The sequence below is a fragment of the Bradyrhizobium sp. AZCC 2230 genome (assembly GCF_036924495.1).
GTDB lineage: Bacteria > Pseudomonadota > Alphaproteobacteria > Rhizobiales > Xanthobacteraceae > Bradyrhizobium > Bradyrhizobium rifense.
In genome coordinates this window covers 5873539-5896215 of record NZ_JAZHRS010000001.1, presented here as the reverse complement: position 1 = coordinate 5896215, position 22677 = coordinate 5873539, and the positions used below count along the sequence as shown (strand labels likewise).

The window sequence follows — 22677 nt, the reverse complement described above, 5'->3', positions numbered from 1 at the left end:
AAAACAAGAAACCAGAGTGGTTCATGGACTGGCTCGGCTTCACCATCGTTATTTTCTGCCTGCTGGTGTCCGGCTTCTTTGCCGCGAGCGAGACCGCGCTGACCGGCGCCTCGCGCGCCAGCATGCTGCGGCTCTCCAAGCAGGGTAATCGCGACGCCGACGTGGTCTCGCAACTGCTCGACATGCGCGAACGCCTGATCGGCGCGCTGCTGCTCGGCAACAACATCGCCAATATCAGCGCTTCGGCGCTGGCGACTTCCATCTTCACCGCCTGGTTCGGCGATGTCGGCGTACTCTATGCCACCGGCGTGATGACGGCGCTGGTCGTGATCTTCGCGGAAGTGCTGCCCAAGACCATCGCCATCAACGCGCCGGACCGGATGGCGCTCGCGGTCGCGCGCCCGATGCGGCTGACCATGTATGTGCTGGGGCCGCTGCTGCGGGTGGTCGAGGTCATCGTGCGCGTGTTGATGCGGCTGTTTGGTTTGGCCGGCGAGCACCAGGCGATCCTGTCGCCGACCGAGCGCCTGCGCGGCGCGGTCGACCTGTTGCACCATGAGGGCAAGGTCGAGAAGCAGGACCGCGACATGCTCGGCGGCTTGCTTGATTTGCGCGAGCTTCAGGTCTCCGACGTCATGATCCATCGCACCGAGATGATGATGATCAACGCCGATCTGCCACCGGAGGAACTGGTGCGCGAGGTGCTGGCGACCGAATACACCCGCATCCCGCTGTGGCGCGAGAAGCCGGAAAACATCATCGGCGTGCTGCACGCCAAGGATCTCCTGCGCGCGATCCGCGCCGCGGACGGCGACACCTCGCGCATCGACGTCTCCACCATCGCGCTGCCGCCCTGGTTCGTGCCGGAGATGCGCCCCGTGTCCGAGCAGCTCAAGGCATTCCGCCGGCGAAAAACCCATTTCGCGCTCGTCGTTGACGAGTACGGCGAAGTTGAAGGTCTTGTGACGCTGGAAGACATTCTGGAAGAGATCGTCGGCGACATCTCCGACGAGCACGACGTCGTGGTCGCCGGCGTGCGCGCCCAGCCGGACGGCTCCGTCGTGGTCGACGGCTCGGTGCCGATCCGCGACCTCAACCGCGCCATGGACTGGCGCCTGCCTGATCAAGAGGCAACGACGGTTGCAGGCCTCGTCATTCACGAGGCGCAATCGATCCCGGACCGCGGCCAGAGCTTTACGTTCCACAACTTCCGCTTCCGCGTCCTCCGCCGCGAACGCAACCGCATCACCGCGCTCCGTATTTCACCGGTCCCGCGCGATGCGGAAATGGAAGAAGCCAAGCCAAGAAGAGCGGGGACGTCGTTTTGATTTCTTTCTTACCCTCCCCTGGAGGGGCAGGGGAATCGCATGTGAATTTGCGCGAGGTGTTGCGCGGGCCGACAATATGGATTCTGAAGAGGGCTCCCGATTCGCAGAGGGGGCCCCATGCGCAAGATCCGCAATATCTTCAGTACGTTGCCCGATCCGCGTGCACCGAACGCGCTGCACGATTTGCTGGACATCATCGTCATCGCGCTGGCCACGATCCTGTGTGGCGGGCAGAGCGCGACGGACATGGAGGTATTTGCATCGTCCAAGGAAAAGCTGTTGCGGCAATTCCTTCGGCTGGAGCACGGAGTTCCCAGTCACGACACGTTCAGCCGCGTGCTCAACGCGCTCGACCCTGCGGCTTTCGAGCAAGCCTTCCGATGCTTTATGGCAGCCTTCGCCGAGGCCAACGGGATCAAACTCACCGGTGTTGTGGCCGTCGATGGCAAGGCGGTGCGAGGAGCCTACGAGCGGGGCCGCAGCGCTACGCCGCTGCACATGGTCAATGTCTTCGCCACCGAGGCGCGGATGGCGCTTGCTTCGTGCAAGGCACCGGGTCGCAACGAGGCCCAAGGGGCGCTGGACGTGCTGCAAATGCTCTCGCTCGAAGGCTGCATCGTCACGGCCGACGCCCTGCATTGCAATCGCCCCTTCGCCAACAAGGTGCTCGCACGCGGCGCCAACTACGTGCTGGCTCTCAAGGAGAATCAAAGCAAATTGTTTGCGGACGTCGAACGCTGCTTCACCCGCTCGGGCAAGCGCAACGTGGCGCAGAGTCTCGAGCCGAGCACCCACGATCGATCCGAATCCAGACGCGCCACCATCATGCGCAACAGCAGCCTGGGGGTGGCAAACCGCTTTCCCGGAATGGCCGCCATCGCTCGCGTTACCTCGCGCCGACGGCTGCATGGCAAACCAGCCGGAAAACCGGCCGTGCGATATTACGTGTTGTCCAAGTATATGCCTGCAAGACGATTCTTGCAGGTCGTCCGCAGCCATTGGAGCATCGAGAACCAGTTGCACTGGGTCCTGGACGTCGTCTTTGGCGAGGATGCCTGCCGAACCCGAAAAGACAACGGTCCCGAGAACTTTGCGACCTTGCGGCGGAACGCGGTCAACCTCATTCGCGCTCACCCCGCCCGCATCTCCATGCGCCAAAAGGTCAAGCGCGCTGGCTGGGACGATGCCTTCCTTCTCGAACTCATCAGCCACATGCGATAGCCCTGCCTGGAGGGGGAGGGTCGATCGCGCGAAGCGCGAGCGGGGTGGGGTGATCTCTCCACACGGGCACCGTTCGTCGCCGAGGGACTGTCACCCCACCCCGCTGAGCATTTCGCTCCGCTGCATGCCCAGCGACCCTCGAGCGAGCTACGCTCGTCTCGGACCCCTCCAGGGGAGGGTAAGCGAAGTCACCCTTCCCCCGGCGCCTGCGCGTGGATCGCCAGCGCATGCACGCTGCCGGAGAGTTCCGCGGCCAGCGCCGCATTTATCATGCGGTGACGGTCGACCCGGCTCTTCCCTTTGAAGGCCTGAGACACGATATAAACCCGAAAGTGCGTCTCGCCGCTCGGCCGATGTCCGGCGTGGCCCTCATGCAAATGTGACTCGTCGACGACCTGCAGGCTTTCCGGCGTGAAAGCTTCCTGCAACTTGTTGCTGATAGTGTCTTTCATAACCATGACTGCCATTAAAGTGCGCGATCGCACTCCGTCAATGCCGATAGGCCGCCTTGGCGGCCGTTCTTGAGAACGGGTTTCACGCTAATTGCAATGTCAAGACTTGAAGGTTTTTGCATTGCGTAGTCAAAGTTGGTCATGCCGATCGATTCATCAAAGTTCTTCGACTCCATCCGCGTGAAGCCGCGGGGCAAGCAGCCTGAGGTGAAGCCGCGCGATGCCGTGGTCGCCTGCGAATGGACCGGGTGTCAGAACAAGGGCGCGCACCGCGCGCCCAAGGGCCGTGATAACCAGCGCGAGTACTGGCACTTCTGTCTCGACCACGTGCGCGAGTACAACCAGAACTACAATTTCTTCTCCGGCATGAATGCCGACGCAGTCGCGCGCTATCAGAAGGATGCGCTGACCGGCCATCGCCCGACCTGGAAGATGGGCGCCAATGGTGGCGTCAAGAAAGGCGCGGAGGCCGAGATCGACGGCGCCTTCGATCCCTTCAGCATGTTCCAGGAGCTCAACGGCCGCACCGGCTGGCGGAAGGGTCCCGAGGCCGCCCAGCCCAAGGTCGAAACGCGCAAGGTGATGAACGCCGAGCGCAAGGCACTCCAGGTCATGGGCCTCGGCCCAAGTGCGACGCTCGCCGACGTCAAGTCCAAGTACAAGGCGCTGGTGAAGCAGCACCACCCCGACGCCAATGGCGGCGACCGCTCCACCGAGGATCGCCTGATCGAGATCATCAAGGCGTATAATTATCTGAAGACGGTGGTGCGGGAGGCCTGAGGCCTCGCTGTAGCTATTTCCACAAACTCCCCTGTCGTCCCTGCGAACGCACTAGTGGATGCACATATCTTTTCGAGCCGAAAAATCGGGTCGTAATCAATGACTTGGTCGCTACTCAATGACGAAAATTCGCGAAGGCAGCTTCGCAAGAATTCGCCATTTTGCTGCGTTGATGAGCCAAGTCGTTGATAAGACTCTGGAAGATATGTGCATCCACTAGTGCTTTCGCAGGGACGACAGCGGAGCGGGTAGCTCCGCCGTCAATCTCTCCGCTCAAAGCTACTTCCTCACACCTCCGGCATCGCCCCCACATACGACGAGCTCGGCCGGATCAACCGCCCCGTCCGCTGCTGCTCACGCGCATGCGCGGTCCAGCCGGCTGCGCGTGCCACCGCGAAGATCGGCGTGAACGCCTGCCTCGGGATCGCCAGCGCATCGAGCAGAATCGCGGTGAAGAACTCGACATTGGTCTCCAGCGGCCGCTCCGGATTCTTCTTGCGCAACGCCGCGCGGATATAGGCCTCGACCTCGGCGGCAAACGGCAGGTCGGTACCGTTAGACGCGAGCGCCTCGACTGCGGTCTTGAGCACGTCGGCGCGCGGATCGCGCACGCGATAGACACGGTGGCCAAAGCCCATCATCCGCTCGCCGCGTGCCAGCGCCGCATCCACCCAGGGCTGGATCCGTTCGCGCGAGCCGATCGCATCGAGCATTTCCAGCACGGGCTCCGGTGCGCCGCCATGCAGCGGACCGGTCAGCGCGCAATAGCCGGCGGTGACGGCGGCGAACAGATCGGCCTGCGTCGAGGCCACCACGCGCGCGGTGAAGGTCGAGGCGTTCATGCCGTGATCGCTGGCGGTGACGAGATAGGCATCTAACGCAGTGACCTCGCGCGCAGCGGGCGCGCGCCCATGCAGCATGCGCAGCGTATCGGCGGCATGGCTCACGTTCGGATCGGGCGCGATCGGGTCGAGCCCTTTCGCGCGCCGGACCAGTGCGCTCGCGATCACCGGAAACGCACCGACAATGGTTGCCTCATGCTCGAGGCCGTGCTCGGCGCGAAGTCCTGCGACCGCCGCACGAAACCCGTCCACGATGCCCATGCCCTGGGTTGCCGGGAGCAGCTCGGAGAGCCGCGTGAAGGCACGTTCGCGCGCCGCACCCAGGCTCGACCGGACATTGGCTTCGGTGAGGGTGGTCTTGCTGGCGCCGTTCCAGAGCCGGGCGGTGACGCCCTCAAAGCTCGCTTTGGCGGCGAGGCGGCCGACATGCTCGCCGGCAATGATCAGCTCGCCGCGCTCGCCGTCGACATGGCTCAGCACGGTCTCGGCCGCGGGAACGCCGTCCAGCCCGATCTGGCTTTTGGTGAGGTGGATGTTCATGGCCCAAATCTCCTTTGCACTGCACCAGGAGAAAATCGGGCCTCTCGACAGCTTGATCAATCTTGATTACATAAATCAATATGAAAAATTCCGATGGGCTCTACCTCTCTGCCCGGGAAGCCGCGGCCGAGCTCGCGATCTCGCCGGCGACCCTCTACGCCTATGTCAGCCGCGGCCTGATCCGCTCCGAGCCGACGCCGGATTCGCGCAAGAATCGCTATCGCGCCGAGGACGTCCGCGCGCTGAAGGAGCGCCGCGTGCCAACGCCGGAGCCGCGCGGCCTGCGCAGTTTTGACGCCGATCTGCCCGTGATGGATACGGAGATCTCGACCATCACCGAGGAGGGGGCGATCTACCGCGGCGTCAACTGCATCGATCTCGCCGAGAACGACACGCTTGAGCACACCGCAACGCTGCTCTGGGACGTCTCCGACGTCGATCCCTTCGCGTCGGACAATCAGCCTGCGATGTCCGACGAGATGCGTGCGATTGCGGAAGCCGCGCGCCGCGCGGCTCCGATCGATCGCGCCATCGCGGTGCTCGCGCTCGCGAGCAGCGCCGATTCCCGCGCGTTCACCCGCGCGCCCGATGGCCGCGCGATGGTCGGCGCGCGCATCGTCCGGCTGCTGGTCGCGACCATGCTCAATGCCGGGTCTTCAGCCGAGCCGCTGCATCAGCAGATCGCGCGTATCTGGGCAGGCGACAACAAGCACGCGCCCGATCTCATCCGCCGCGCACTGGTGCTGCTGGCCGATCACGAGCTGAACGCCTCGACCTTCACCGCGCGCTGCGCGGCGTCGACCGGGCTCAATCTCTACGATGCCGTCATCGCCGGCCTCGCCGCGCTGAAAGGCCCAAAACACGGCGGCGCCGGCGTGCTGGCCTCGCAGCTGGTCAAGACGCTGGTGGACCGCGACGTCGAGCCGATGGTGCGCGAGCGCGTCGCGCTCGGCGAGCGTTTTCCGGGCTTCGGCCACGGCGTCTACAAGCGCGGCGACCCCCGCGCGCAATCGCTGCTGAACGCGCTTGCCCGCGCCGGCGCGCCACGCAAATTCACCCGCGAGGTGCCTGAGCGGATCGCGGAGGCGACCGGAGAGTTCGTCAATATCGATTACGTGCTCGCCGTGCTGGTGCACGCGCTGCGCCTGCCGGGAGGCAGCGAACTCGCTTTGTTCGCCATGGCCCGCAGCGTCGGCTGGATCGCGCATGCGAGCGAGCAATTGCAGTTCGGCAAGCTGATCAGGCCACGGGCAAGGTATGTGGGACCGGCGCCGGGGCGGAGGATGGGGATTGCGGAGATGAAGAGCTGAGCAAGGTGCACCCAGCGAAGTGCACTGTCACCCTCCCCTGGAGGGGGAGGGTCGATCGCGCGCAGCGCGAGCGGGGTGGGGTGATCTCTCAACACGGGCAGATTTCGATGACGAGAGACCGTCACCCCACCCCGCTACACATTGCGCTTCGCTTCATGTGTAGCGACCCACGAGCGAGCTTCGCTCGTCTCGGACCCCTCCAGGGGAGGGTAAGGACTAAGCCTGCGGCTTGGCCGCCGCGACGACGCCGTTCTGCCGCCGGCGGTAGAACCAGACACCGAGGCCGCCGATGATCGCTACCGCCACCACGGTCAAAATCCACATGTGCTTGATCGGGTGCCCCTCGTGCGGAACCCCGAAATATTGGTGGAAGGCCGACACCGCCAGCACGCCCGGCAGCACATGGGCCGGCGCCCAGACCAGGATCGCAGGGATGTTCACCGCGTAAAACCTTGCCGGCGCCATCCCAAGCGCACCGGCGGTGACCGGCACGAAGGCGCGGATCGGCGGCACGAAGCGGGCGAAGAACACGGCCCAGGTGCCGAAGCGGTGGAAGAAGGTCTCGCTCTCCTCGACCACGCGCGGATAATTGGTCAGCGGCCAGGTGTTGAGAATCTCGCGCTGCTGCCGGTGCCCGAGCCAGTAGGCCGAGCCGTCGCCGATCACGGCGCCAACGGCGGCTGCGAGCAGCACCCATTGCAGTTTCAAATCGCCGCCGGGAACCAGGGCGCTCAGTGCCAGGATGATGGTCGAGCCGGGGATCACCGACCCCACCACCGGGACCGCTTCGAGAAGCGCCGCCAGGAACAGGGTCAGATAGGCCAGCCACACATGGACTGAGACGAAGGATATCAGGGGATCAAGGAAAGAAGTCACATCGTCTCTGTGGTGGGCGGGGGCATTCGGGTTCAGACCCTTACACAAGTAGTGAAGGACGGTGAAAGTGCCATCTGCTTGGGCAGGACGGCTATCCGGGGCGAAATTTGGGCGAGATTTGCAGGGCAGCCTTCCAAAAATCGCGTTCCTTGCCTATCTAAATGAAAACACAACGGAACTTTGATTGGCGCGCGGGCTTCTGCCGGCCCGTCGTCTCTGATAAGTTCGCAGTCGCACCCAGCCGCAGCCAACGTGCAAATAACTGGTCTCGGGACCGCCCGTGGCCTCGGAGGATTGATGACGACCGCCGCCCTGTCCAAAGTTGAGGAAGTTTCCGGTTTGCCCGACATGAAGGTGTCGGTGCGCCAGGTGTTCGGGATCGACACCGATCTCGAAGTGCCGGCCTATTCCGAAGTCGATCCTCATGTGCCTGAAGTCGATTCCGACTACCGTTTCGACCGCGCCACCACGCTTGCCATTCTCGCCGGCTTTGCCCGCAACCGCCGCGTGATGGTGACCGGCTATCACGGCACCGGTAAATCCACCCATATCGAGCAGGTCGCCGCCCGCCTCAATTGGCCCTGCGTGCGCGTCAACCTCGACAGCCACATCAGCCGTATCGACCTCGTCGGCAAGGACTCCATCGTGGTCCGCGACGGCAAGCAGGTCACCGAATTCCGTGACGGCATTTTGCCCTGGGCGCTCCAGAACAACATCGCGCTGGTGTTCGATGAATATGATGCCGGCCGCCCCGACGTGATGTTCGTGATCCAGCGCGTGCTGGAAGTCTCCGGCCGCCTGACGCTGCTCGACCAGAACAAGGTGATCAAGCCGCATCCGTCCTTCCGCATGTTTTCGACCGCCAACACGGTCGGCCTCGGCGACACCTCGGGCCTCTATCACGGCACCCAGCAGATCAACCAGGGCCAGATGGACCGCTGGTCGATCGTCACCACGCTGAACTACCTCGCCCATGACGAGGAAGTGGAGATCGTGCTGGCGAAGGCCAAGCACTATCGTACCCAGGAAGGCCGCGACATCGTCAACAAGATGGTGCGCCTCGCCGATCTCACCCGTAACGCCTTCGCCAATGGCGATCTGTCGACGGTGATGAGCCCGCGCACGGTGATCACCTGGGCCGAGAATGCCGACATCTTCAGCGATATCGGTTTCGCGTTCCGCGTCACCTTCCTGAACAAGTGCGACGAGCTCGAGCGTCCCTTGGTCGCCGAATTCTACCAGCGCTGCTTCAATGCGGAGCTGCCGGAATCATCGGTCAACGTGGCACTGTCCTGATCTCTCTCGCGGTGTGTCGTCCCGGTGAAAGCCGGAACGGACGCCGCGAGGTCTCTCGATGAAGCGACGCTGATCATTTTCCCTGACGCACCAACCGTCGGTGGCTATGGGTCCCCTCCTACGCGGGGACGACGGTGAGATCGAGATGAGCACGCCCTCCAACTCCAAATTCCGCAACACCAAGGAAGCGCCGACCGAGCCGTTCAAGCGCTCGGTGGCATCTTGCCTGAAGGCGATCGCGAAATCGCCCGAGCTCGACGTGAGCTTTGCGGCCGAGCGCCCGGGCCTCGCGCCGGGCAAAGCCCGCTTGCCCGAACCCGCTCGAAAAATGACAAAACGCGATGCGGCGATCGTGCGCGGTCACGCCGACTCCATCGCCCTCAAGATCGCCTGTCATGATGCAAAGCTGCATCGCAAGCTGATGCCCGGCAATCCGCAGGCACGCGGCGTGTTCGAGGCGGTCGAGCAGGCTCGCGTCGAGGCGATCGGCGCGCGCCGCATGGCCGGCGTTGCCAAGAACCTCACCGCGATGCTCGACGATCACTTCCATCGCGGCAAGTTCGACGAGATCACCGACCGCGCCGATGCGCCGCTGGCCGACGCGCTGGCGATGCTGGTGCGCGAGCGCCTGACCGGCATGGCACCGCCAACGGCCGCCAAGAAGATGGTCGATCTCTGGCGCCCCATTCTCGAAGACAAGATCGGCAAGCGGCTCGACCGGCTCGATAACCTCGTCGAGGACCAGACCAGGTTCGGCGACGCCGTGCATGATCTCTTGACCGCGCTCGAGCTCGGCGACGAGCGCAGCGCCGACAGCGAAGACAATGACGACAACGACGAGAACCAGGACGGCGACAACGATCAGTCCGGCGCCGAGGGTTCGCCCGATTCCGATGCCGCGCAGGAGATGAGCGCCGACCAGGCGCAGGCGTCGTCGGAAGAGATGAGCGACAGCGCGATGGAAAGCGCGCAGGCCTCGACGTCGGATACGTTCGACGACGGCGAGCTCGGCGACGACGAGACGCCGGGCGAGGCGACGCGTCCGAACGCGCACGGCAAGAACGAGCCGCGCGGGCCGGAATATCACGCGTTCGCGCCCAAGTTCGACGAAGTCATCGCGGCCGAAGATCTCTGCGACCATGACGAGCTGGAGCGCCTGCGCGCCTATCTCGACAAGCAGCTCGCGCATCTGCAGGGCATCGTCGCCCGCCTCGCCAACCGCCTCCAGAGGCGTTTGATGGCGCAGCAGAACCGCGCCTGGGAGTTCGATCTCGAAGAGGGCATCCTCGACCCCGCGCGCCTGTCGCGCGTGGTGACCGATCCCCATCATCCGCTGTCCTTCATGCACGAGAAGGAGGCGACGTTCCGCGACACCGTGGTGACGCTGCTGCTCGACAATTCCGGCTCGATGCGCGGCCGCCCCATTACGGTGGCCGCGACCTGCGCCGACATTCTCGCGCGCACGCTGGAGCGTTGCGGCGTCAAGGTCGAGATTCTCGGCTTCACCACGCGCGCCTGGAAGGGCGGGCAATCGCGTGAGGCGTGGTTGGCCGCCGGCAAGCCGGCCAGTCCCGGCCGCCTCAACGATCTCCGCCACATCATCTACAAGTCGGCCGACGCCCCGTGGCGTCGTGCGCGGAAAAACCTTGGCCTGATGATGCGCGAGGGGCTGCTGAAGGAGAACATCGACGGCGAAGCGCTGGACTGGGCGCACAAGCGCCTGCTCGGCCGGCCCGAGCAGCGCAAGATCCTGATGATGATCTCGGACGGCGCGCCGGTCGACGATTCCACGCTGTCGGTCAATCCCGGCAATTATCTCGAGCGGCACCTGCGCCACATCATCGAGGAGATCGAGACCCGCTCGCCGGTCGAGCTGATCGCGATCGGCATCGGCCATGACGTGACGCGCTACTATCGTCGCGCGGTGACGATCGTGGACGCCGAAGAGCTCGGCGGCGCCATCACCGAAAAGCTCGCCGAACTCTTCAGCGAGACCAACACCGCGCCGACGCAACCGGCCAATCGCCCGCGACGCAAACTGCATTCGTGAGCACGCATCAATCCCGCCGCTTCTTTCTCGGCCACGCGGCGGCGGGATTTTCCACTCTCTTAACTGCTCGGCTCGCCCACGCGCAGTCCGCGCCAAAGCCGGCGCAGCCTGAGCACGCCGTCACCGAGCCTGTCGGCATCGAGGTCAATGCGCGGCCGATTCCGAGTTTCGAGCCGCGCGACCGTTCGCGCACGCGCTTCGGTCGGCTCGTCTATCGCAGCGGTCTGGTGCTGACCTCGCCGCATCGCGGCTTTGGCGGCCTGTCCGGCCTCCGCTTTCTTGATGACAAGGGCGAGCGCTTTCTCGCGCTGTCCGATCAGGGCACCTGGTTTACAGGCAGCATCCGCTACACCAGTGGCAAGATGATCGGGCTCGACGATGTCGAGGCCGCGCCGATGCTCAACGCCGAGGGGCGGCCGATCACGGAGAAGCGGCTCTGGTACGATACCGAGTCGCTCGCGCGCGATGGCTCGCAGGTCTATGTCGGGCTCGAACGCGTCAACCAGATCATGCGCTTCGACTTCGCCAAGGGCGGCACGCGTGCCCGTGGCGAGGTGGTGCCGACGCCGCCTGCGTTGCGAAAACTGCCCTACAACAAGGGGCTCGAGGCGCTGGTGTTCGTGCCCAGGGACATGAAGGGCCAGCCGCTCGCGGGCACGCTGATCGCGATGTCGGAAGGCGGCTTCGATGCCGACGGCAATCTGATCGGATTTTTGATCGGAGGTCCCTCGCCTGGCCAGTTCAGCATCAAGCGCACCGACAAGCAGTTCATCAGCGATGCCGTGCTGCTGCCGTCGGGCGAGCTGCTGATCCTCGAACGCAAATTCTCCTGGTTCACCGGCATCAACATCCGCATCCGGTCGATCCCCCTGAAGACCATCGCACCCGGCGCATTGGTCGACGGCCCAGTGCTGTTCGAGGCCGATCTCGGCCACGAGGTCGACAACATGGAAGGCATCGACGCCCACGTCACCGCGGAGGGCGAGACCGTGCTGACGATGGTGTCGGACGATAATTTCTCGCTGCTCCAGCGCACCCTGCTGTTGCAGTTCACGCTTGTAGAGTAGGTTGAACGTCGGCTCCCCCTGCGCCGACACACAACCATGCCCCACCGCCGCGCCATCCTCGCCATTCTCCTCAGCTTCGCCGTGTCGCCGGCTCTGGCCACGGCCGAGCATCAGTATGGCAAGAATGAATACGCCATCATCCAGGGCGGCCGCGCGCCGAATGGAAAACTTTCCGTTGCCGCCCATGGCGGCGGCGAGGCCGGCAGTGACGGCTTTCGCATGTACCTGATGGCGGAGCCAGGCCATCGCAAGCTGATGACGCTCGACAACGTCAACGACGACAACATCGTCGACACCGCGCCGGATGCCTTCCACGCGGCATGGTCGAGCGACTCGCGCACTGTCGCCGTGTCGTTCCGCAGCGAGCGCCACATCGTCACGCTGAACATCTATGCCATCGACGGCAATCGCGCGAAGCTCGTCGACGGGCCGGACCTGTTCCGCGACGCCACCGGCCGCACCGTCGATCGCGTCAATGACGGCGACATGCGCACCTCCGTGCCGGCGCTGAATTGGCTGTCGCCGCGCCGCTTCCACCTCACCGAGTATCGTGTGTTCGTGGAAGACGACACTGCGCTCGCCGATAAACTTGGCCCTCTCGGCAAAGCGAGCAAGCGTGACGGCGGCGGCAACACGATCCAGTTCTCGGCCGAGGCCGATGGCGAGTTACTCCCCGACGGCCATATCCGCATGGGCAAGCCGCAGCCGGGGAAGTTTGAGGTGCTGGATTAGGACGCCCGCAATGCATGGCCCGGCCTGTGGCCATGCCGCCCGCGCGACTGGCAATTCGCGATTCGGCTACTAAACTTCATGCAATCGCTTCCATTCCTCAGTTTCCGGATTCCCCGCATGAGCGCCCTGTTTTCCCCGATCAAGCTGCGCGGCCTGACTTTGAAGAACCGCCTGGTGGTGTCGCCGATGTGCCAGTATTCGGCCGAGGACGGGGTTCCCACCGACTGGCATTTCACCCACATCAACAATCTCGCGCTGTCGGGCGCGTCGATGTTCTGCATCGAGGCGACCCATGTCGAGGCGATCGGCCGCATCACGCCGGGCTGCCTCGGGCTCTACAGCGACGCGTCTGAAGCCGCGCTGAAGCAGATCCTCAGCTCCGTGCGCAAGCATTCGGGCACCGCGATCGCGATGCAGCTGGCGCATGCGGGCCGGAAAGCGTCGAGCGCGCGGCCCTGGGACGGCGGCCAGCTCATCCCCGAGGCGCAGGGCGGCTGGCAGACGGTGGCGCCGTCGGCGCTGCCGCACAAGGAGGGCGAGGCCGCACCGCTCGCGCTCGATGCCGCGGGGCTGAAGCGCATCCGCGAGGCCTTCGTCGACAGCGCGAAGCGCGCGATGCGCATCGGCATCGACGCGATCGAGCTGCACGGCGCGCACGGCTATCTCATGCATCAATTCCTGTCGCCGATCTCCAACAAGCGCACCGATGAATATGGCGGCGCGCTCGAAAATCGCATGCGCTTCCCGCTCGAAATCTACGACGCTGTCCGCAGCGTTTTCCCGCGCGAAAAACCGGTCGGCATGCGGGTGTCGTCGACCGATTGGGTCGAGGGCGGCTGGGATCTGGCGCAGACGATTGAGTTCGCCAAGGCACTGAAGGCGCGCGGCGTCGACTGGATCGACGCCTCCTCCGGCGGCGTCTCGCCGCAGCAGAAGATCACGCTCGGTCCCGGCTATCAGGTGCAGTTTGCGGAGGCCATCAAGCGCGAGACCGGATTGCCGACCATCGCGGTGGGCCTGATCACGGAGGGCAAGCAGGCGGAGGAGATCGTGTCGTCCGGCAAGGCCGACATGGTCGCGCTCGCCCGCGGCATGCTCTACGACCCCCGCTGGGGCTGGCACGCCGCAGCCGAGATCGGCGGCGAAGTCGAAGCCCCGCCGCAATATTGGCGCTCGCAGCCGTCGACGCAGAAGGCGCTGTTCGGCAAGACCACGTTCGGGGCGCGGTAGTCGATATCTGAGGCGCGAGGACCGCGCCACACACTCGTCATTGCGAGGAGCACTTGCGACGAAGCAATCCAGTATCCCTCCGCGGAAAGACTCTGGATTGCTTCGCTGCGCTCGCAATGACGGGGGGAGGCAGGCGTGCACCACATGCCCAGATCGCGTCTCGGCGACATCAGCACCCCTCACTCATCCCCCACCTCACGCATCCGTAACTCCCCCAACCTTCCACCGGCCGCAAAACAGGCCTAACCTCCGCAGCCGTCAAAGCTGCGCGAGGCCCGCCATGCGATTTCGTGTCCGCAAGACTGCCCATGTGCTGGAACGGATTGGCCTCGCGATGGCCGGCGCTGCGTGCGGGCTGTTCGTCGGCGCCTATGTCGGATCGTCGATCGCCTCGCTCACCACGCAGGGCTTTCTGCTGCTGATGATGCTGCTCGGTGCCGTCGGTTTCTATCTCGGCATCGACACGCCGCAGTTGCCCTTCGACGAAGCGCACAGCCACATCGACGCCGCGGAACTTCTGAGCTCCGCCGGCACCCTCTGCGCCACGCTCGCGGCCCTTGCGTCAGTCGCCGTCATCGTGCTCCGGCTGGAGGCCGACGGCGCGCCGAGCTGGCTGGTGCTGCTGGGCTGGATCGCGGGTGTGGCGATGCAGATCGTCGCAGGCGCGAAAGCGCGGATGCGGGCGGTGTGATGGGCCTGTTGTAGCAAGAGACCGTGCGGCGAGGTTCGCTGCAACCTCTCCCGCTTGCGGGGGAGGTCGGCGCGAAGCGCCGGGTGGGGGCTCTCTCCTCTGGGGGAATCTCTCTGCGGAAACACCCTCTCCCCAACCCTCTCCCGCAAGCGGGAGAGGGGGCGCACCTCCAGCGCGGCGACGCTCATGAATCCAGCGCCCTCTAAAACACCACGCCCACCCGCGTGCCGCGCTTCCAGGCGATGCGGCAGCGTTTCTTGGTGTTGACGTGCAGCAGCTCGAACCTATCAGGGATCTTCACCTGGCCGCCGAGATCGATGCAGGCGCCGCCCGGCGAATAGTCCACCAGCGTACAGACGATGATGGGCGCGCGCGGGTCGGTGATGATCTTGGCCTGGCGGGACACGAGGCCTGAGGGTTTCACACGGGCATGTCGGCGCGGATGCATTGGCACTCTCCTCCAATACCGCGGACAGCGCGGTGGCAGGTTCCGAGTGTGGAGGAGCAGTTGATGCGATCACGCTAAGGTCTGCGGGAGAATTTTAATGAAAAGTAGCCGCGATTGAAGAAAGCGGCGGTAGCGGGGTGGGGTGTCTTTCCCTCTCCCCCTGCGGGAGAGGGTGGATCGCCGCGCAGCGGCGAGACGGGTGAGGGGTATCGCGCGGCATACGAAGCTCTCGCGTTCGCGGAAACAACCCCTCATCCGGCGCTTCGCGCCACCTTCTCCCGCAAGGGGAGAAGGGAAGGGCTCCACTATCACCCCGTCACGATCTCCCCCGCATCCGCCTCGACACCGGGGCCCGGCGGCACCGGCATCGGCACCGTCACAAAATCCTTCGGCATATTCACCGGCCGATAGTCCGGCTCCACCGCCATCCGCTTCAGCACGCTCTCATGCACATGCGCGCCCTCGGGGATCAGCCGCGGTTCGCAATCGGGAATGTAGAAGCCGAGAAAAACCTTCCGCTCCGGCCATTCCTTGTAGGTCGCGCTCTTCGGCAGATATTCCAGCACGCGCCAGGCCGCCCTCATCGAATTGTGCAGCACGCCGGCCTTGCCGGTAAAAGCCGGCGCGACGTAGTCAAACTGCGAGTTCTTGCGCTGAACGCCCCAGGCGAGCTGGTTCACGGTTCGCGTGTTGAAGTTCAGCCCGCACCTAGCTGCCTCGTCGATCATCCAGATCAGCGGATATTTCGATTCGGCGCTTGTCGCCTCGGGATAACCGCCGCCGACGTCGCAATGCACGCCGGCGAACCACACTTGCAGGATGTCCTGCGGCACCTTTTTCTCGTCGGGCACGTAGCGGTTGCTCCAATAGTCCTGCGGCTCCTCATACTCTTTCAGGCGGAACATGCAGCGCCGCTCGTCGATCGCGATCGCCTGGCGGAAGATGTGGACACTCGGATTGCGCAGCGTGTAGGCCAGCTCCTCCAGGCTCGGCCAATAGAGTCGGTCGGCGCGCGGCACGATCACGCTAGCCACCGTGTCCCAGACACCGACGAAATGGATGGTCGGCCAGCGCGACGAGGTGATGCGCGCGAACTGGGTTGCGAGATCGAACTTGTCCTTCGCCAGCGGCCCCTGATCGTCGACGGCGACGTCCTTGAGGTCCTCGATGTCGTTGCCGCGTCCGGTGCCGGAATATTGCTTGTAGGCGATGAAGCCCGAGCCTGCGAGGTTGGTCTGCTCCGGCGAGATCAGGCCGATTTTGTGGATCAGCCCCGCCAGCACGCGAACCGTGTAAGCACCGCGCGAAAAACCGAACAGATAGATGCGGTCGCCCGGCGCGTAATGCTCGACCAGGAAGCAATAGGCGCTGAGCACGTTGTCATCGAGCCCGTAGCCGGTGGCGAGCCCGAGCACCAGCTTGACGTTGGCCTTCCAGCGACCCCACGTCGACGGCTCCGTCACCGTGCCGACGCCGGGATCGTAAAACACCATCTGCCGCGGCTGCGTCTTGTCGGTCTTGCGCAGGCAGCGATAGAGCTTCAGGACGTTGGAGATGTTTTCCGAGATCTCGTTGCCGGTGCCGTCACAGCAGATGACGAGGTTCTTCGGCTCGGTTGTGCGCGCGTGCTCCACAGGTCTACCCCTCCCGGTAATGCTACCGGGGCGAGCATAGCAAAAAACCGCGACGGCGAGGAGACGGGGGTGGGCTTTCCCCTCTCCCCTTGTGGGCTAGTGTGAGCACACATCTTTCCGCGATTTATCAATCATTTGGGACTTGAGCGGGAGGAATCGATTGTGATTCTTTAGCTGCTGTCGCGATTCTCACGAGAAGGCGGTAGCGGAGATGAATCTTGGACATTTTGGCGACGCGCGTCTTAAAAAAATGGCGCGCGGCTGTTGCAGCGCGTGTCGGATCGACAGACGATCTGCCTGCGTCGGCTTGGCGACACGCGCGCTGAGCAGGTTGCATTCCGCCGATTTGTGGTGAACGACCGGGTCACGGTCTCGAAGATGGTGCTGCATCAGAGGGCGCGGGTGGCCGAGGCCAGCGCCGATCGTCATGTCCTGGTGATCCAGGACACCAGCGAAATCAATTATGAGAGCCAGCGCGGACGCAAACGCGGCCTTGGCACGGTTGGTAACGGCCGCGATGTCGGGTTGTTCGTGCATCCGATGCTGGCGGTGGATGCCGAACTCGGACATTGCCTCGGTCTGCTCGATGTCCAGGTCTGGCGGCGCTTCAAATCCAAGAGCAAGGATTATCGCAAGCAGCCGATCGAGGAAAAGGAGTCCTACCGCTGGCTCAAGGGTCCTCAGCGGGCCAAGGCGGCGCTGGGCAAGGCCGCCGACGTCACGGTGATCGATGACCGCGAAGGCGACATCTACGAGAAATGGGCTCGTCTGCCGGACCGGCGCACCCAGCTTCTGACGCGCGCCTGCCGCGACCGCGCGATGGTCGATGGCGGGACGCTATTTGCGGCCATGGCGGAGCTGCCCGAAAAGCACAGCTACTCGCTCGATCTGCCGGCGCGGCCTGGCAAGAAGCGTCAGGCGCGGCAGGCCTGTCTGACCGTGCGCTTCGGGCGCGTCCGAATCCGCCGCCCGCAATCCTGCCCCGATCGGGATGCTCCGGAGGAGATCGAATTGTCCGCCATCGAGGTTATGGAGCGCGATCCGCCCGCCAAGGAAACGCCGGTCCACTGGCGCTTGCTGACCACCCATGCCGTCGACACGGTCGCACAGGCGCTGACTGTCATCGGCTGGTATCGGCAGCGCTGGCACATCGAGCAGCTGTTCCGGACCGTCAAGAGCCAGGGACTGAAGATCGAAGAGAGCGTCGCCGAAGAGGGCCAAGCTCTGGAAAAACTCGCCGTCATCGCATTGATCGGCGCAACGACCTGTATGCAGCTCGTGCTCGCACGCGCTGCTTCACTCCATGACCAGCCCGCCAGTCACGTCTTCGACGACAGACAGATCGAAGTGCTCGAAGTGCTCCAGGGCAAACTCCAAGGTCGCACCATCAAGCAGCAGAACCAGTATCCGCCTGGAACCCTCGCCTGGGCCGCCTGGACGATCGCTCGTCTCGGCGGATGGACGGGCTATGCGACCGAGCGATCCACAGGGCCAATTACCATGTCCCACGGCCTCACACGCTTCAATGCCATCGCAGAAGGATACTTCCTCGACGAAGATGTGTGCTCACACTAGCCCCTTGTGGGAGAGGGTGGATCGCCGCGAAGCGGCGAGACGGGTGAGGGGTCTCTCTCCCCGAACACGCCTCTCACATTGTCATGCGCGGAGAAAACCCCTCATCCGGCGCTTCGCGCCACCTTCTCCCACAAGGGGAGAAGGAAGAAAGTACGTGCTTGTTACCCTACTTCTTCTTCCCCTGACCGATCTCCGGCTGCCACGCCGCGTCCTTGCGGCTCGGTGCCGCGGCGGTCGCCTTGACCTTGTCCTTCTTCGGCTTCTTGGCTTCGCGATTGCTGCGTTGCTGTCCCTTGGACATGATTTTCGTCTCCTCTGGAGGTTTCGAATGAGCTCGGTTCGACCGATCGCAACACGCATCCCGCGGCTCGCGTGCAGGCGCATATGAGAGGTACGCCTGCCTCGCGCCGATAGCGAGGACTAAAACGCCGCGCGCAGCAGTGCTGATAGTGCTGGCTATCACGGCGCATAAAGCGCATGGTTGCAACCAAGCTGGCGTCGGTTGGGCCGCTCGCGCAGGAAGGCAGGCGTGCATGACCATCCGTTCGCGACGGGAAACCGTCACGTTCAGGCATCCTTTCCGCATCCACGGCATCGATCGGATGCTGCCTGCCGGCAGCTATCAGGTAATCGCCGACGAAGAGACGATCGTGCGTGAGATGTTCTCGGCCTGGCGCCGTGTCGGCACGTCGATCGTCGTGCCCGTCGACGGCATGCCCGGTTCCATGGAGACGCTGTCGATCCGCGCGCCCGATCTTGCGAATGCGCAACGCAGCGACGCGAGCGTCGTCCAAGAGCGTCGCCCATGACTGACATTCCCGTCGAACTCGACAAGCATCGTGGCCTCGCCGCCCAGAAGGCGACCGACCTGCGCCGCGCGCTGGCCGATGTCGAGAGCAATGTCCGGCAGCTGCGCGAGCGCGAGGCCGATCTCGAAAACCGCCTGATGACGGTGCCGGCCACCTCCTGGGCTGAGGCCGCCGTGAAGGCGCGCTACCTCCTCAACCTCTACGCCGCAAGCCTCCCCTCCGAGGACACCCGCCACCGCGCGCTGGTGGCCGCCCTGTTCGACGACTTTGCGAGACTTGGCGGAGACTGAGCAGCCGCGGGGTACACCTCTCCCGCGTGCGGGAGAGGTCGACGCGCCCCGGGCGATGCGAAGCATCGTCCCGCGCGCGGCGGGTGAGGGCTCTCTCCTCATCGGGGTTCTCGCCTGCGGAGACACCCCCACCCCAACCCTCCCCCGCGAGCGGGAGAGGGAGCGAACCACCGCCGCAGCAGCGCGTTCAGTTCTCAGGAAACAGCTCGCGTAAAAAGGAGTAACCCATGACCCTCACCAGCGGCCGTTTCATCGGCCACGAACAGGACCGCGGCATCGTCCAGTTCTCGATGCAGGACGGCGCGAAGGAAATCGCCTGCGCGATCTCGACCTCCGCGATGGACGACCTCGAACGCGGCCCGCGGACCCGCCCCAGCGAGCGCGAAGCCCAGTTCACCCGCCTCCGCGACCGCATCGAAGCGCAAGCGGCGAGCAAGTACCGCGCGACGGAGTTCGAGGGCACGCCGCCGGGGATCGTGCTGCGGAGCATTGATTTTCGGGGGTAGGGGTTACCTTGTCGAAGGCGACTCGGCGCGCCGGCATGATGCCCCCTGGCAGCATCGGTTGTTGACATTAACCATCTGTTAACCATGCGGTCGCCTAATGGTGGCAATGGGGGGATTCACCATGCCGGCCCAGGTGACGCGACCGAAGTTGACGCGACCGAAGTTGATGCCTGTTTCGGCCGATCCGGCCATCCGGTCGGTGGCGAGGCTGGCGGTACGCGCCAGGGCCGTCCTACAGGGCAAAACGCCTGTCCTACGGAGCAAAGCCATGTTCGGAAAGGACGACTTAGTGGACCATCTCAGCCGCGATCTCGATCGCGCGCGCGGAAGACGCGATGCACTCGCTTCCGAAGCCACGACCCTGACGGCCCAGATCGCCGAAATCGAAGCCCGCCTTTCGGAGGAGAAGAAAAGGCGGGAGCGCGAGCGCGTCCTGGGCGAGATCGAAGCGATCAAGACGCGAATCATGCAAGCCGCCGGCGCGTTTGCACCTGTCGTCGACGGTCTCTCCAGGGCGATCGAGCAGGCTACGGCGGTCGTGCCCGAGGCGCGCGAGCTCAATAGTTTCCTGGTGTCGGTGGCCAGCGAGATCGACAGCGTGCTCGATCCCCTGTTGCGCGAACTGGATCAGCGCGCGGATGCGGTGCGAGCAGGACAGGCAGTGCCGGACCTGCCGAGTTCGGCCAATGAAGCGCCGCCCATCGAGCTGCCGAACGACACCAACGAGCGCCTGCTTCGCTTCCCGGCGTGGCTGTCCCGTGACAAGGAGGCGGACAAGACGGAAACCGCAGAGAGCCCGCGCAGCACGGCAGCGTGAACCTGGCGGGTGGCGTCCTAGCGGCGCCTTCGAGACGTCCGCCAAAGCGGGGAGTTGCTGTTTGCTCCGTCATTCCGGGGCGCGCCTCTTGGCGCGAACTACGGTGCGCAATTGCGCACCTGAGAATCCATCCCTCAACGGTCACTGCGGCTAAATGAATCCTCAGATGCGCAATTGCGCATCATAGCTCGCGACTTCGTTGCGCCCCGGGATGACGACCTGTTGTTGGACCGCTCAGTTGGCGGCGCGGCGCAGGAAGGCCGGGATGTCGAGAACGGCCTCGTCGGGCGCATTGCGCGCGGGGGCGCGGCCGGAGGGATGGAGCGGCTGAATTGCCGCGTGGCGCGCATACTCCAGGCCCGGCCTTGCCGGTGGCCCCACGGGGTGATGCGGCTGCGGGCGGAGCGGCGGGCTTTCCACTTGCGGAAGGGGTGCGCTGCGCTCGATGCGATCGGCGATGCGCCGGCCGTCATTGCGCAGCCTTCCGGCGAGTTGGGCGAGGGCGGTTTCCACCGGCACCGCCTGCTCCGCGTCGAGATTGTCTATGCCGGTCGCCACCACCGAGACGCGGACGATGCCATCGAGGCTTTCGTCAAAGGACGCGCCGACGATGATGTTGGCATCCGGGTCGGCCTCGTCGCGAATGCGGGTCGCGGCTTCGTCGACCTCGTACAGCATGAGATCCTTGCCGCCGGTGATGGAGATGATGAGGCCGCTGGCGCGCTTGATCGAGGGATTCTCGATCAACGGATTGGAGATCGCGGCCACGGCGGCGGCAAGCACGCGCTTCTCGCCCGAAGCCTCGCCCCGTCCCATCATGGCCTTGCCCTTCTCCTTCATGACGGAGAGGACGTCGGCAAAATCGAGATTGATCAGGCCTTCCTTGACGATGAGGTCGCTGATGCAGGCGACGCCCGAATAGAGCACCTGGTCGGCAAGGGCGAAGGCATCGGCGAATGTGGTCTTCTCGCTGGCCACCCGGAACAGGTTCTGGTTCGGGATGATCAGGAGGGTGTCGACCGTCTTCAGCAGCTCCTCGATGCCGGCTTCGGCGAAGCGCATGCGGCGCTGGCCCTCGAAGTAGAACGGCTTGGTGACCACGCCGATGGTGAGAATGCCGAGCTCGCGCGCGGTCCTCGCGACGATGGGTGCGGCCCCGGTGCCGGTGCCGCCGCCCATGCCGGCCGTCACGAACACCATGTGCGCGCCGGTCAATTGATCGCGGATCGTATCGATCACCTCTTCGGCTGCGGCGCGTCCCAGTTCCGGCTGCGAGCCGGCGCCGAGGCCCGCGGTCACGTTCGTGCCGAGCTGGATGAGGCGGCTTGCCTTCGACATGGCCAGCGCCTGCGCGTCGGTATTGGCGACGACGAACTCGACCCCCTGCAGCCCGGCCGTGATCATGTTGTTCACGGCATTGCCGCCGGCGCCGCCGACGCCGAACACGACGATGCGGGCCTTCATTTCATGGATATCGGTGGTGCCTGCCATTTTTCCCTCGCGATTGCTCCGGCAAGCCGGGGATTAAAGAAAGTCTCGAATGCTACCTGCGGGCCATGCGGTCTGCTTGCACGATCGAAGCGGCCAGATGTCCCAAGCGAAGCGCGGCGTGTCCCGCGAGCGAGCCGCCAGTGCGGCAATCGGTCCGCAGCGCCGCCATTTCGTCTTCCAGTCGTGTTGCCCACGCATTGGCTGCCTTCGTCTCGGCGCTCGCCTGCTGCAGCTCGACGGCGAGGCGCTCGGCGCGCTCACGCTCGCGCTCGAACACCGCCCTGTAGGCGGTTGCGACGTCTTCGAGCCGCGCGATCTCCGCCTTGAAAGCCTCGGTCTCAGAAGCGTTTTCGAACGAAGTGGATACCGGTTCGCGCAAGGAAAACGCGTCAGAATAAAAACCTAGAGCCCCGTTCCGACACTGTCGGAACGGAAATGGCTCTAACGCCTCGATCCTTGCCATGGAGACATCGATGCAGTCTGCCCGGCGGCCCGTTCGCGGGCGGGGCGTGTACCGCAGCTCGGAGAAATCAACCCTCACCAGCGCCTTGCCGTCATCCGAACGCGAGCGCGGCAGGCGGCGACGTCTCGCCAGCGACCGCGCGGCCTCGCGCGAGAAATTGAGGCGGGCACCCAGATCGGCATATGTCAACAACGCAACAGACATCGGCGCTTCTCCTGGAGCGAACCGG

Annotated in this window: 23 protein-coding genes; 15 read left to right on the top strand and 8 right to left on the bottom strand. The window is 64.6% G+C overall.

Annotated features, from left to right (window positions below; genetic code table 11):
• The first annotated feature begins 23 nt into the window (after nucleotides 1-23).
• Nucleotides 24-1328 carry an HlyC/CorC family transporter gene (locus tag V1280_RS28270; protein ID WP_334531861.1) on the top strand — a complete coding sequence of 435 codons (1305 nt, stop codon included), beginning with the start codon at nucleotides 24-26 and terminating at the stop codon, nucleotides 1326-1328.
• A 117-nt stretch (nucleotides 1329-1445) separates the two neighbouring features.
• The gene (locus tag V1280_RS28265; protein WP_334530142.1) at nucleotides 1446-2549 is read left to right on the top strand and encodes an ISAs1 family transposase; all 1104 of its coding nucleotides are present in this window, start codon (nucleotides 1446-1448) and stop codon (nucleotides 2547-2549) included.
• A 188-nt stretch (nucleotides 2550-2737) separates the two neighbouring features.
• On the opposite strand, the gene V1280_RS28260 is transcribed toward V1280_RS28265, so the two are convergent.
• The gene (locus V1280_RS28260) at nucleotides 2738-3007 is read right to left on the bottom strand and encodes a BolA family protein (RefSeq protein WP_234684900.1); all 270 of its coding nucleotides are present in this window, start codon (nucleotides 3005-3007) and stop codon (nucleotides 2738-2740) included.
• A gap of 135 nt (nucleotides 3008-3142) precedes the next feature.
• Between V1280_RS28260 and V1280_RS28255 the strand changes: the two genes are divergently transcribed.
• Nucleotides 3143-3781: a J domain-containing protein gene (locus V1280_RS28255; protein ID WP_334531856.1), complete on the top strand. Its 639-nt coding sequence runs from the start codon at nucleotides 3143-3145 to the stop codon at nucleotides 3779-3781.
• Nucleotides 3782-4068: 287 nt separating this feature from the next.
• Here V1280_RS28255 and V1280_RS28250 read toward each other — a convergent pair whose 3' ends face one another.
• Entirely contained in the window at nucleotides 4069-5163 is a 1095-nt protein-coding gene (locus V1280_RS28250; RefSeq protein WP_334531853.1) for a citrate synthase/methylcitrate synthase, read from the bottom strand.
• Between the two features lie 80 nt (nucleotides 5164-5243).
• Between V1280_RS28250 and V1280_RS28245 the strand changes: the two genes are divergently transcribed.
• Entirely contained in the window at nucleotides 5244-6473 is a 1230-nt protein-coding gene (locus V1280_RS28245) for a citrate synthase family protein (protein WP_334531850.1), read from the top strand.
• 216 nt (nucleotides 6474-6689) lie between these two features.
• On the opposite strand, the gene V1280_RS28240 is transcribed toward V1280_RS28245, so the two are convergent.
• Nucleotides 6690-7349, bottom strand: a complete 660-nt coding sequence (locus V1280_RS28240) for a DedA family protein (RefSeq protein WP_334531847.1) — start codon at nucleotides 7347-7349, stop codon at nucleotides 6690-6692.
• A 297-nt stretch (nucleotides 7350-7646) separates the two neighbouring features.
• Between V1280_RS28240 and cobS the strand changes: the two genes are divergently transcribed.
• From cobS to V1280_RS28210, 6 genes are all read left to right on the top strand, one after another.
• The gene (gene cobS, locus V1280_RS28235) at nucleotides 7647-8645 is read left to right on the top strand and encodes a cobaltochelatase subunit CobS (RefSeq protein ID WP_334531844.1); all 999 of its coding nucleotides are present in this window, start codon (nucleotides 7647-7649) and stop codon (nucleotides 8643-8645) included.
• 145 nt (nucleotides 8646-8790) lie between these two features.
• Nucleotides 8791-10695 carry a cobaltochelatase subunit CobT gene (cobT, locus tag V1280_RS28230; RefSeq protein WP_334531841.1) on the top strand — a complete coding sequence of 635 codons (1905 nt, stop codon included), beginning with the start codon at nucleotides 8791-8793 and terminating at the stop codon, nucleotides 10693-10695.
• Nucleotides 10692-11762, top strand: coding sequence for an esterase-like activity of phytase family protein (locus V1280_RS28225; RefSeq protein ID WP_334531838.1), 1071 nt, complete (start codon nucleotides 10692-10694; stop codon nucleotides 11760-11762). The genes cobT and V1280_RS28225 overlap by 4 nt, the downstream gene beginning before the upstream one ends.
• A 36-nt stretch (nucleotides 11763-11798) precedes the next feature.
• A complete protein-coding gene (locus V1280_RS28220) occupies nucleotides 11799-12494 on the top strand; it encodes a hypothetical protein (RefSeq protein WP_334531835.1) in 696 nt (231 codons plus the stop codon).
• Nucleotides 12495-12611: 117 nt separating this feature from the next.
• Entirely contained in the window at nucleotides 12612-13724 is a 1113-nt protein-coding gene (locus V1280_RS28215; RefSeq protein WP_334531832.1) for an NADH:flavin oxidoreductase/NADH oxidase, read from the top strand.
• A 280-nt stretch (nucleotides 13725-14004) separates the two neighbouring features.
• Nucleotides 14005-14415, top strand: coding sequence for a hypothetical protein (locus V1280_RS28210; protein ID WP_334531829.1), 411 nt, complete (start codon nucleotides 14005-14007; stop codon nucleotides 14413-14415).
• Between the two features lie 202 nt (nucleotides 14416-14617).
• Here V1280_RS28210 and V1280_RS28205 read toward each other — a convergent pair whose 3' ends face one another.
• Nucleotides 14618-14863 (bottom strand): PilZ domain-containing protein, encoded by a 246-nt coding sequence (locus tag V1280_RS28205; RefSeq protein ID WP_187437594.1) that lies wholly within the window; start codon nucleotides 14861-14863, stop codon nucleotides 14618-14620.
• A 308-nt stretch (nucleotides 14864-15171) separates the two neighbouring features.
• Nucleotides 15172-16497, bottom strand: a complete 1326-nt coding sequence (locus V1280_RS28200; RefSeq protein ID WP_334531822.1) for a DUF2235 domain-containing protein — start codon at nucleotides 16495-16497, stop codon at nucleotides 15172-15174.
• Nucleotides 16498-16848: 351 nt separating this feature from the next.
• On the opposite strand from V1280_RS28200, the gene V1280_RS28195 reads away from it, so the two are divergent.
• On the top strand, nucleotides 16849-18072 hold the full coding sequence (locus V1280_RS28195; RefSeq protein ID WP_334519177.1) for an IS4 family transposase: 1224 nt from the start codon (nucleotides 16849-16851) through the stop codon (nucleotides 18070-18072).
• A 166-nt stretch (nucleotides 18073-18238) separates the two neighbouring features.
• Here the strand turns inward: V1280_RS28195 and V1280_RS28190 are convergent, their stop codons facing one another.
• Nucleotides 18239-18373 carry a hypothetical protein gene (locus V1280_RS28190; protein WP_334531820.1) on the bottom strand — a complete coding sequence of 45 codons (135 nt, stop codon included), beginning with the start codon at nucleotides 18371-18373 and terminating at the stop codon, nucleotides 18239-18241.
• Nucleotides 18374-18605: 232 nt separating this feature from the next.
• On the opposite strand from V1280_RS28190, the gene V1280_RS28185 reads away from it, so the two are divergent.
• From V1280_RS28185 to V1280_RS28170, 4 genes are all read left to right on the top strand, one after another.
• Complete coding sequence (locus tag V1280_RS28185) at nucleotides 18606-18881, top strand: hypothetical protein (protein WP_334531817.1); 276 nt, start codon at nucleotides 18606-18608, stop codon at nucleotides 18879-18881.
• Entirely contained in the window at nucleotides 18878-19171 is a 294-nt protein-coding gene (locus tag V1280_RS28180; protein WP_334531814.1) for a hypothetical protein, read from the top strand. The genes V1280_RS28185 and V1280_RS28180 overlap by 4 nt, the downstream gene beginning before the upstream one ends.
• A 227-nt stretch (nucleotides 19172-19398) precedes the next feature.
• A complete protein-coding gene (locus tag V1280_RS28175; RefSeq protein ID WP_148778901.1) occupies nucleotides 19399-19677 on the top strand; it encodes a DUF1488 domain-containing protein in 279 nt (92 codons plus the stop codon).
• Nucleotides 19678-19798: 121 nt separating this feature from the next.
• A complete protein-coding gene (locus tag V1280_RS28170) occupies nucleotides 19799-20494 on the top strand; it encodes a hypothetical protein (RefSeq protein ID WP_334531809.1) in 696 nt (231 codons plus the stop codon).
• A gap of 234 nt (nucleotides 20495-20728) precedes the next feature.
• Here V1280_RS28170 and ftsZ read toward each other — a convergent pair whose 3' ends face one another.
• Nucleotides 20729-21985 carry a cell division protein FtsZ gene (gene ftsZ, locus V1280_RS28165; RefSeq protein WP_334531806.1) on the bottom strand — a complete coding sequence of 419 codons (1257 nt, stop codon included), beginning with the start codon at nucleotides 21983-21985 and terminating at the stop codon, nucleotides 20729-20731.
• A 52-nt stretch (nucleotides 21986-22037) separates the two neighbouring features.
• Nucleotides 22038-22652, bottom strand: coding sequence for a hypothetical protein (locus V1280_RS28160; protein WP_334531803.1), 615 nt, complete (start codon nucleotides 22650-22652; stop codon nucleotides 22038-22040).
• Between the last annotated feature and the right edge of the window lie 25 nt (nucleotides 22653-22677).

Excerpts from the sequence above, each read along its gene's own strand:
- V1280_RS28265 (WP_334530142.1), top strand. The coding sequence starts at position 1,446 with ATGCGCAAGATCCGCAATATCTTCAGTACGTTGCCCGATCCGCGTGCA.
- cobS (WP_334531844.1), top strand. The coding sequence starts at position 7,647 with ATGACGACCGCCGCCCTGTCCAAAGTTGAGGAAGTTTCCGGTTTGCCC.
- V1280_RS28210 (WP_334531829.1), top strand. The coding sequence starts at position 14,005 with ATGCGATTTCGTGTCCGCAAGACTGCCCATGTGCTGGAACGGATTGGC.
- V1280_RS28205 (WP_187437594.1), bottom strand. The coding sequence starts at position 14,863 with ATGCATCCGCGCCGACATGCCCGTGTGAAACCCTCAGGCCTCGTGTCC.
- V1280_RS28250 (WP_334531853.1), bottom strand. The coding sequence starts at position 5,163 with ATGAACATCCACCTCACCAAAAGCCAGATCGGGCTGGACGGCGTTCCC.
- V1280_RS28190 (WP_334531820.1), bottom strand. The coding sequence starts at position 18,373 with ATGTCCAAGGGACAGCAACGCAGCAATCGCGAAGCCAAGAAGCCGAAG.
- V1280_RS28270 (WP_334531861.1), top strand. The coding sequence starts at position 24 with ATGGACTGGCTCGGCTTCACCATCGTTATTTTCTGCCTGCTGGTGTCC.
- V1280_RS28245 (WP_334531850.1), top strand. The coding sequence starts at position 5,244 with ATGAAAAATTCCGATGGGCTCTACCTCTCTGCCCGGGAAGCCGCGGCC.
- cobT (WP_334531841.1), top strand. The coding sequence starts at position 8,791 with ATGAGCACGCCCTCCAACTCCAAATTCCGCAACACCAAGGAAGCGCCG.
- V1280_RS28180 (WP_334531814.1), top strand. The coding sequence starts at position 18,878 with ATGACTGACATTCCCGTCGAACTCGACAAGCATCGTGGCCTCGCCGCC.
- ftsZ (WP_334531806.1), bottom strand. The coding sequence starts at position 21,985 with ATGGCAGGCACCACCGATATCCATGAAATGAAGGCCCGCATCGTCGTG.
- V1280_RS28160 (WP_334531803.1), bottom strand. The coding sequence starts at position 22,652 with ATGTCTGTTGCGTTGTTGACATATGCCGATCTGGGTGCCCGCCTCAAT.
- V1280_RS28220 (WP_334531835.1), top strand. The coding sequence starts at position 11,799 with ATGCCCCACCGCCGCGCCATCCTCGCCATTCTCCTCAGCTTCGCCGTG.
- V1280_RS28185 (WP_334531817.1), top strand. The coding sequence starts at position 18,606 with ATGACCATCCGTTCGCGACGGGAAACCGTCACGTTCAGGCATCCTTTC.
- V1280_RS28175 (WP_148778901.1), top strand. The coding sequence starts at position 19,399 with ATGACCCTCACCAGCGGCCGTTTCATCGGCCACGAACAGGACCGCGGC.
- V1280_RS28170 (WP_334531809.1), top strand. The coding sequence starts at position 19,799 with ATGCCGGCCCAGGTGACGCGACCGAAGTTGACGCGACCGAAGTTGATG.
- V1280_RS28255 (WP_334531856.1), top strand. The coding sequence starts at position 3,143 with ATGCCGATCGATTCATCAAAGTTCTTCGACTCCATCCGCGTGAAGCCG.
- V1280_RS28215 (WP_334531832.1), top strand. The coding sequence starts at position 12,612 with ATGAGCGCCCTGTTTTCCCCGATCAAGCTGCGCGGCCTGACTTTGAAG.
- V1280_RS28260 (WP_234684900.1), bottom strand. The coding sequence starts at position 3,007 with ATGGTTATGAAAGACACTATCAGCAACAAGTTGCAGGAAGCTTTCACG.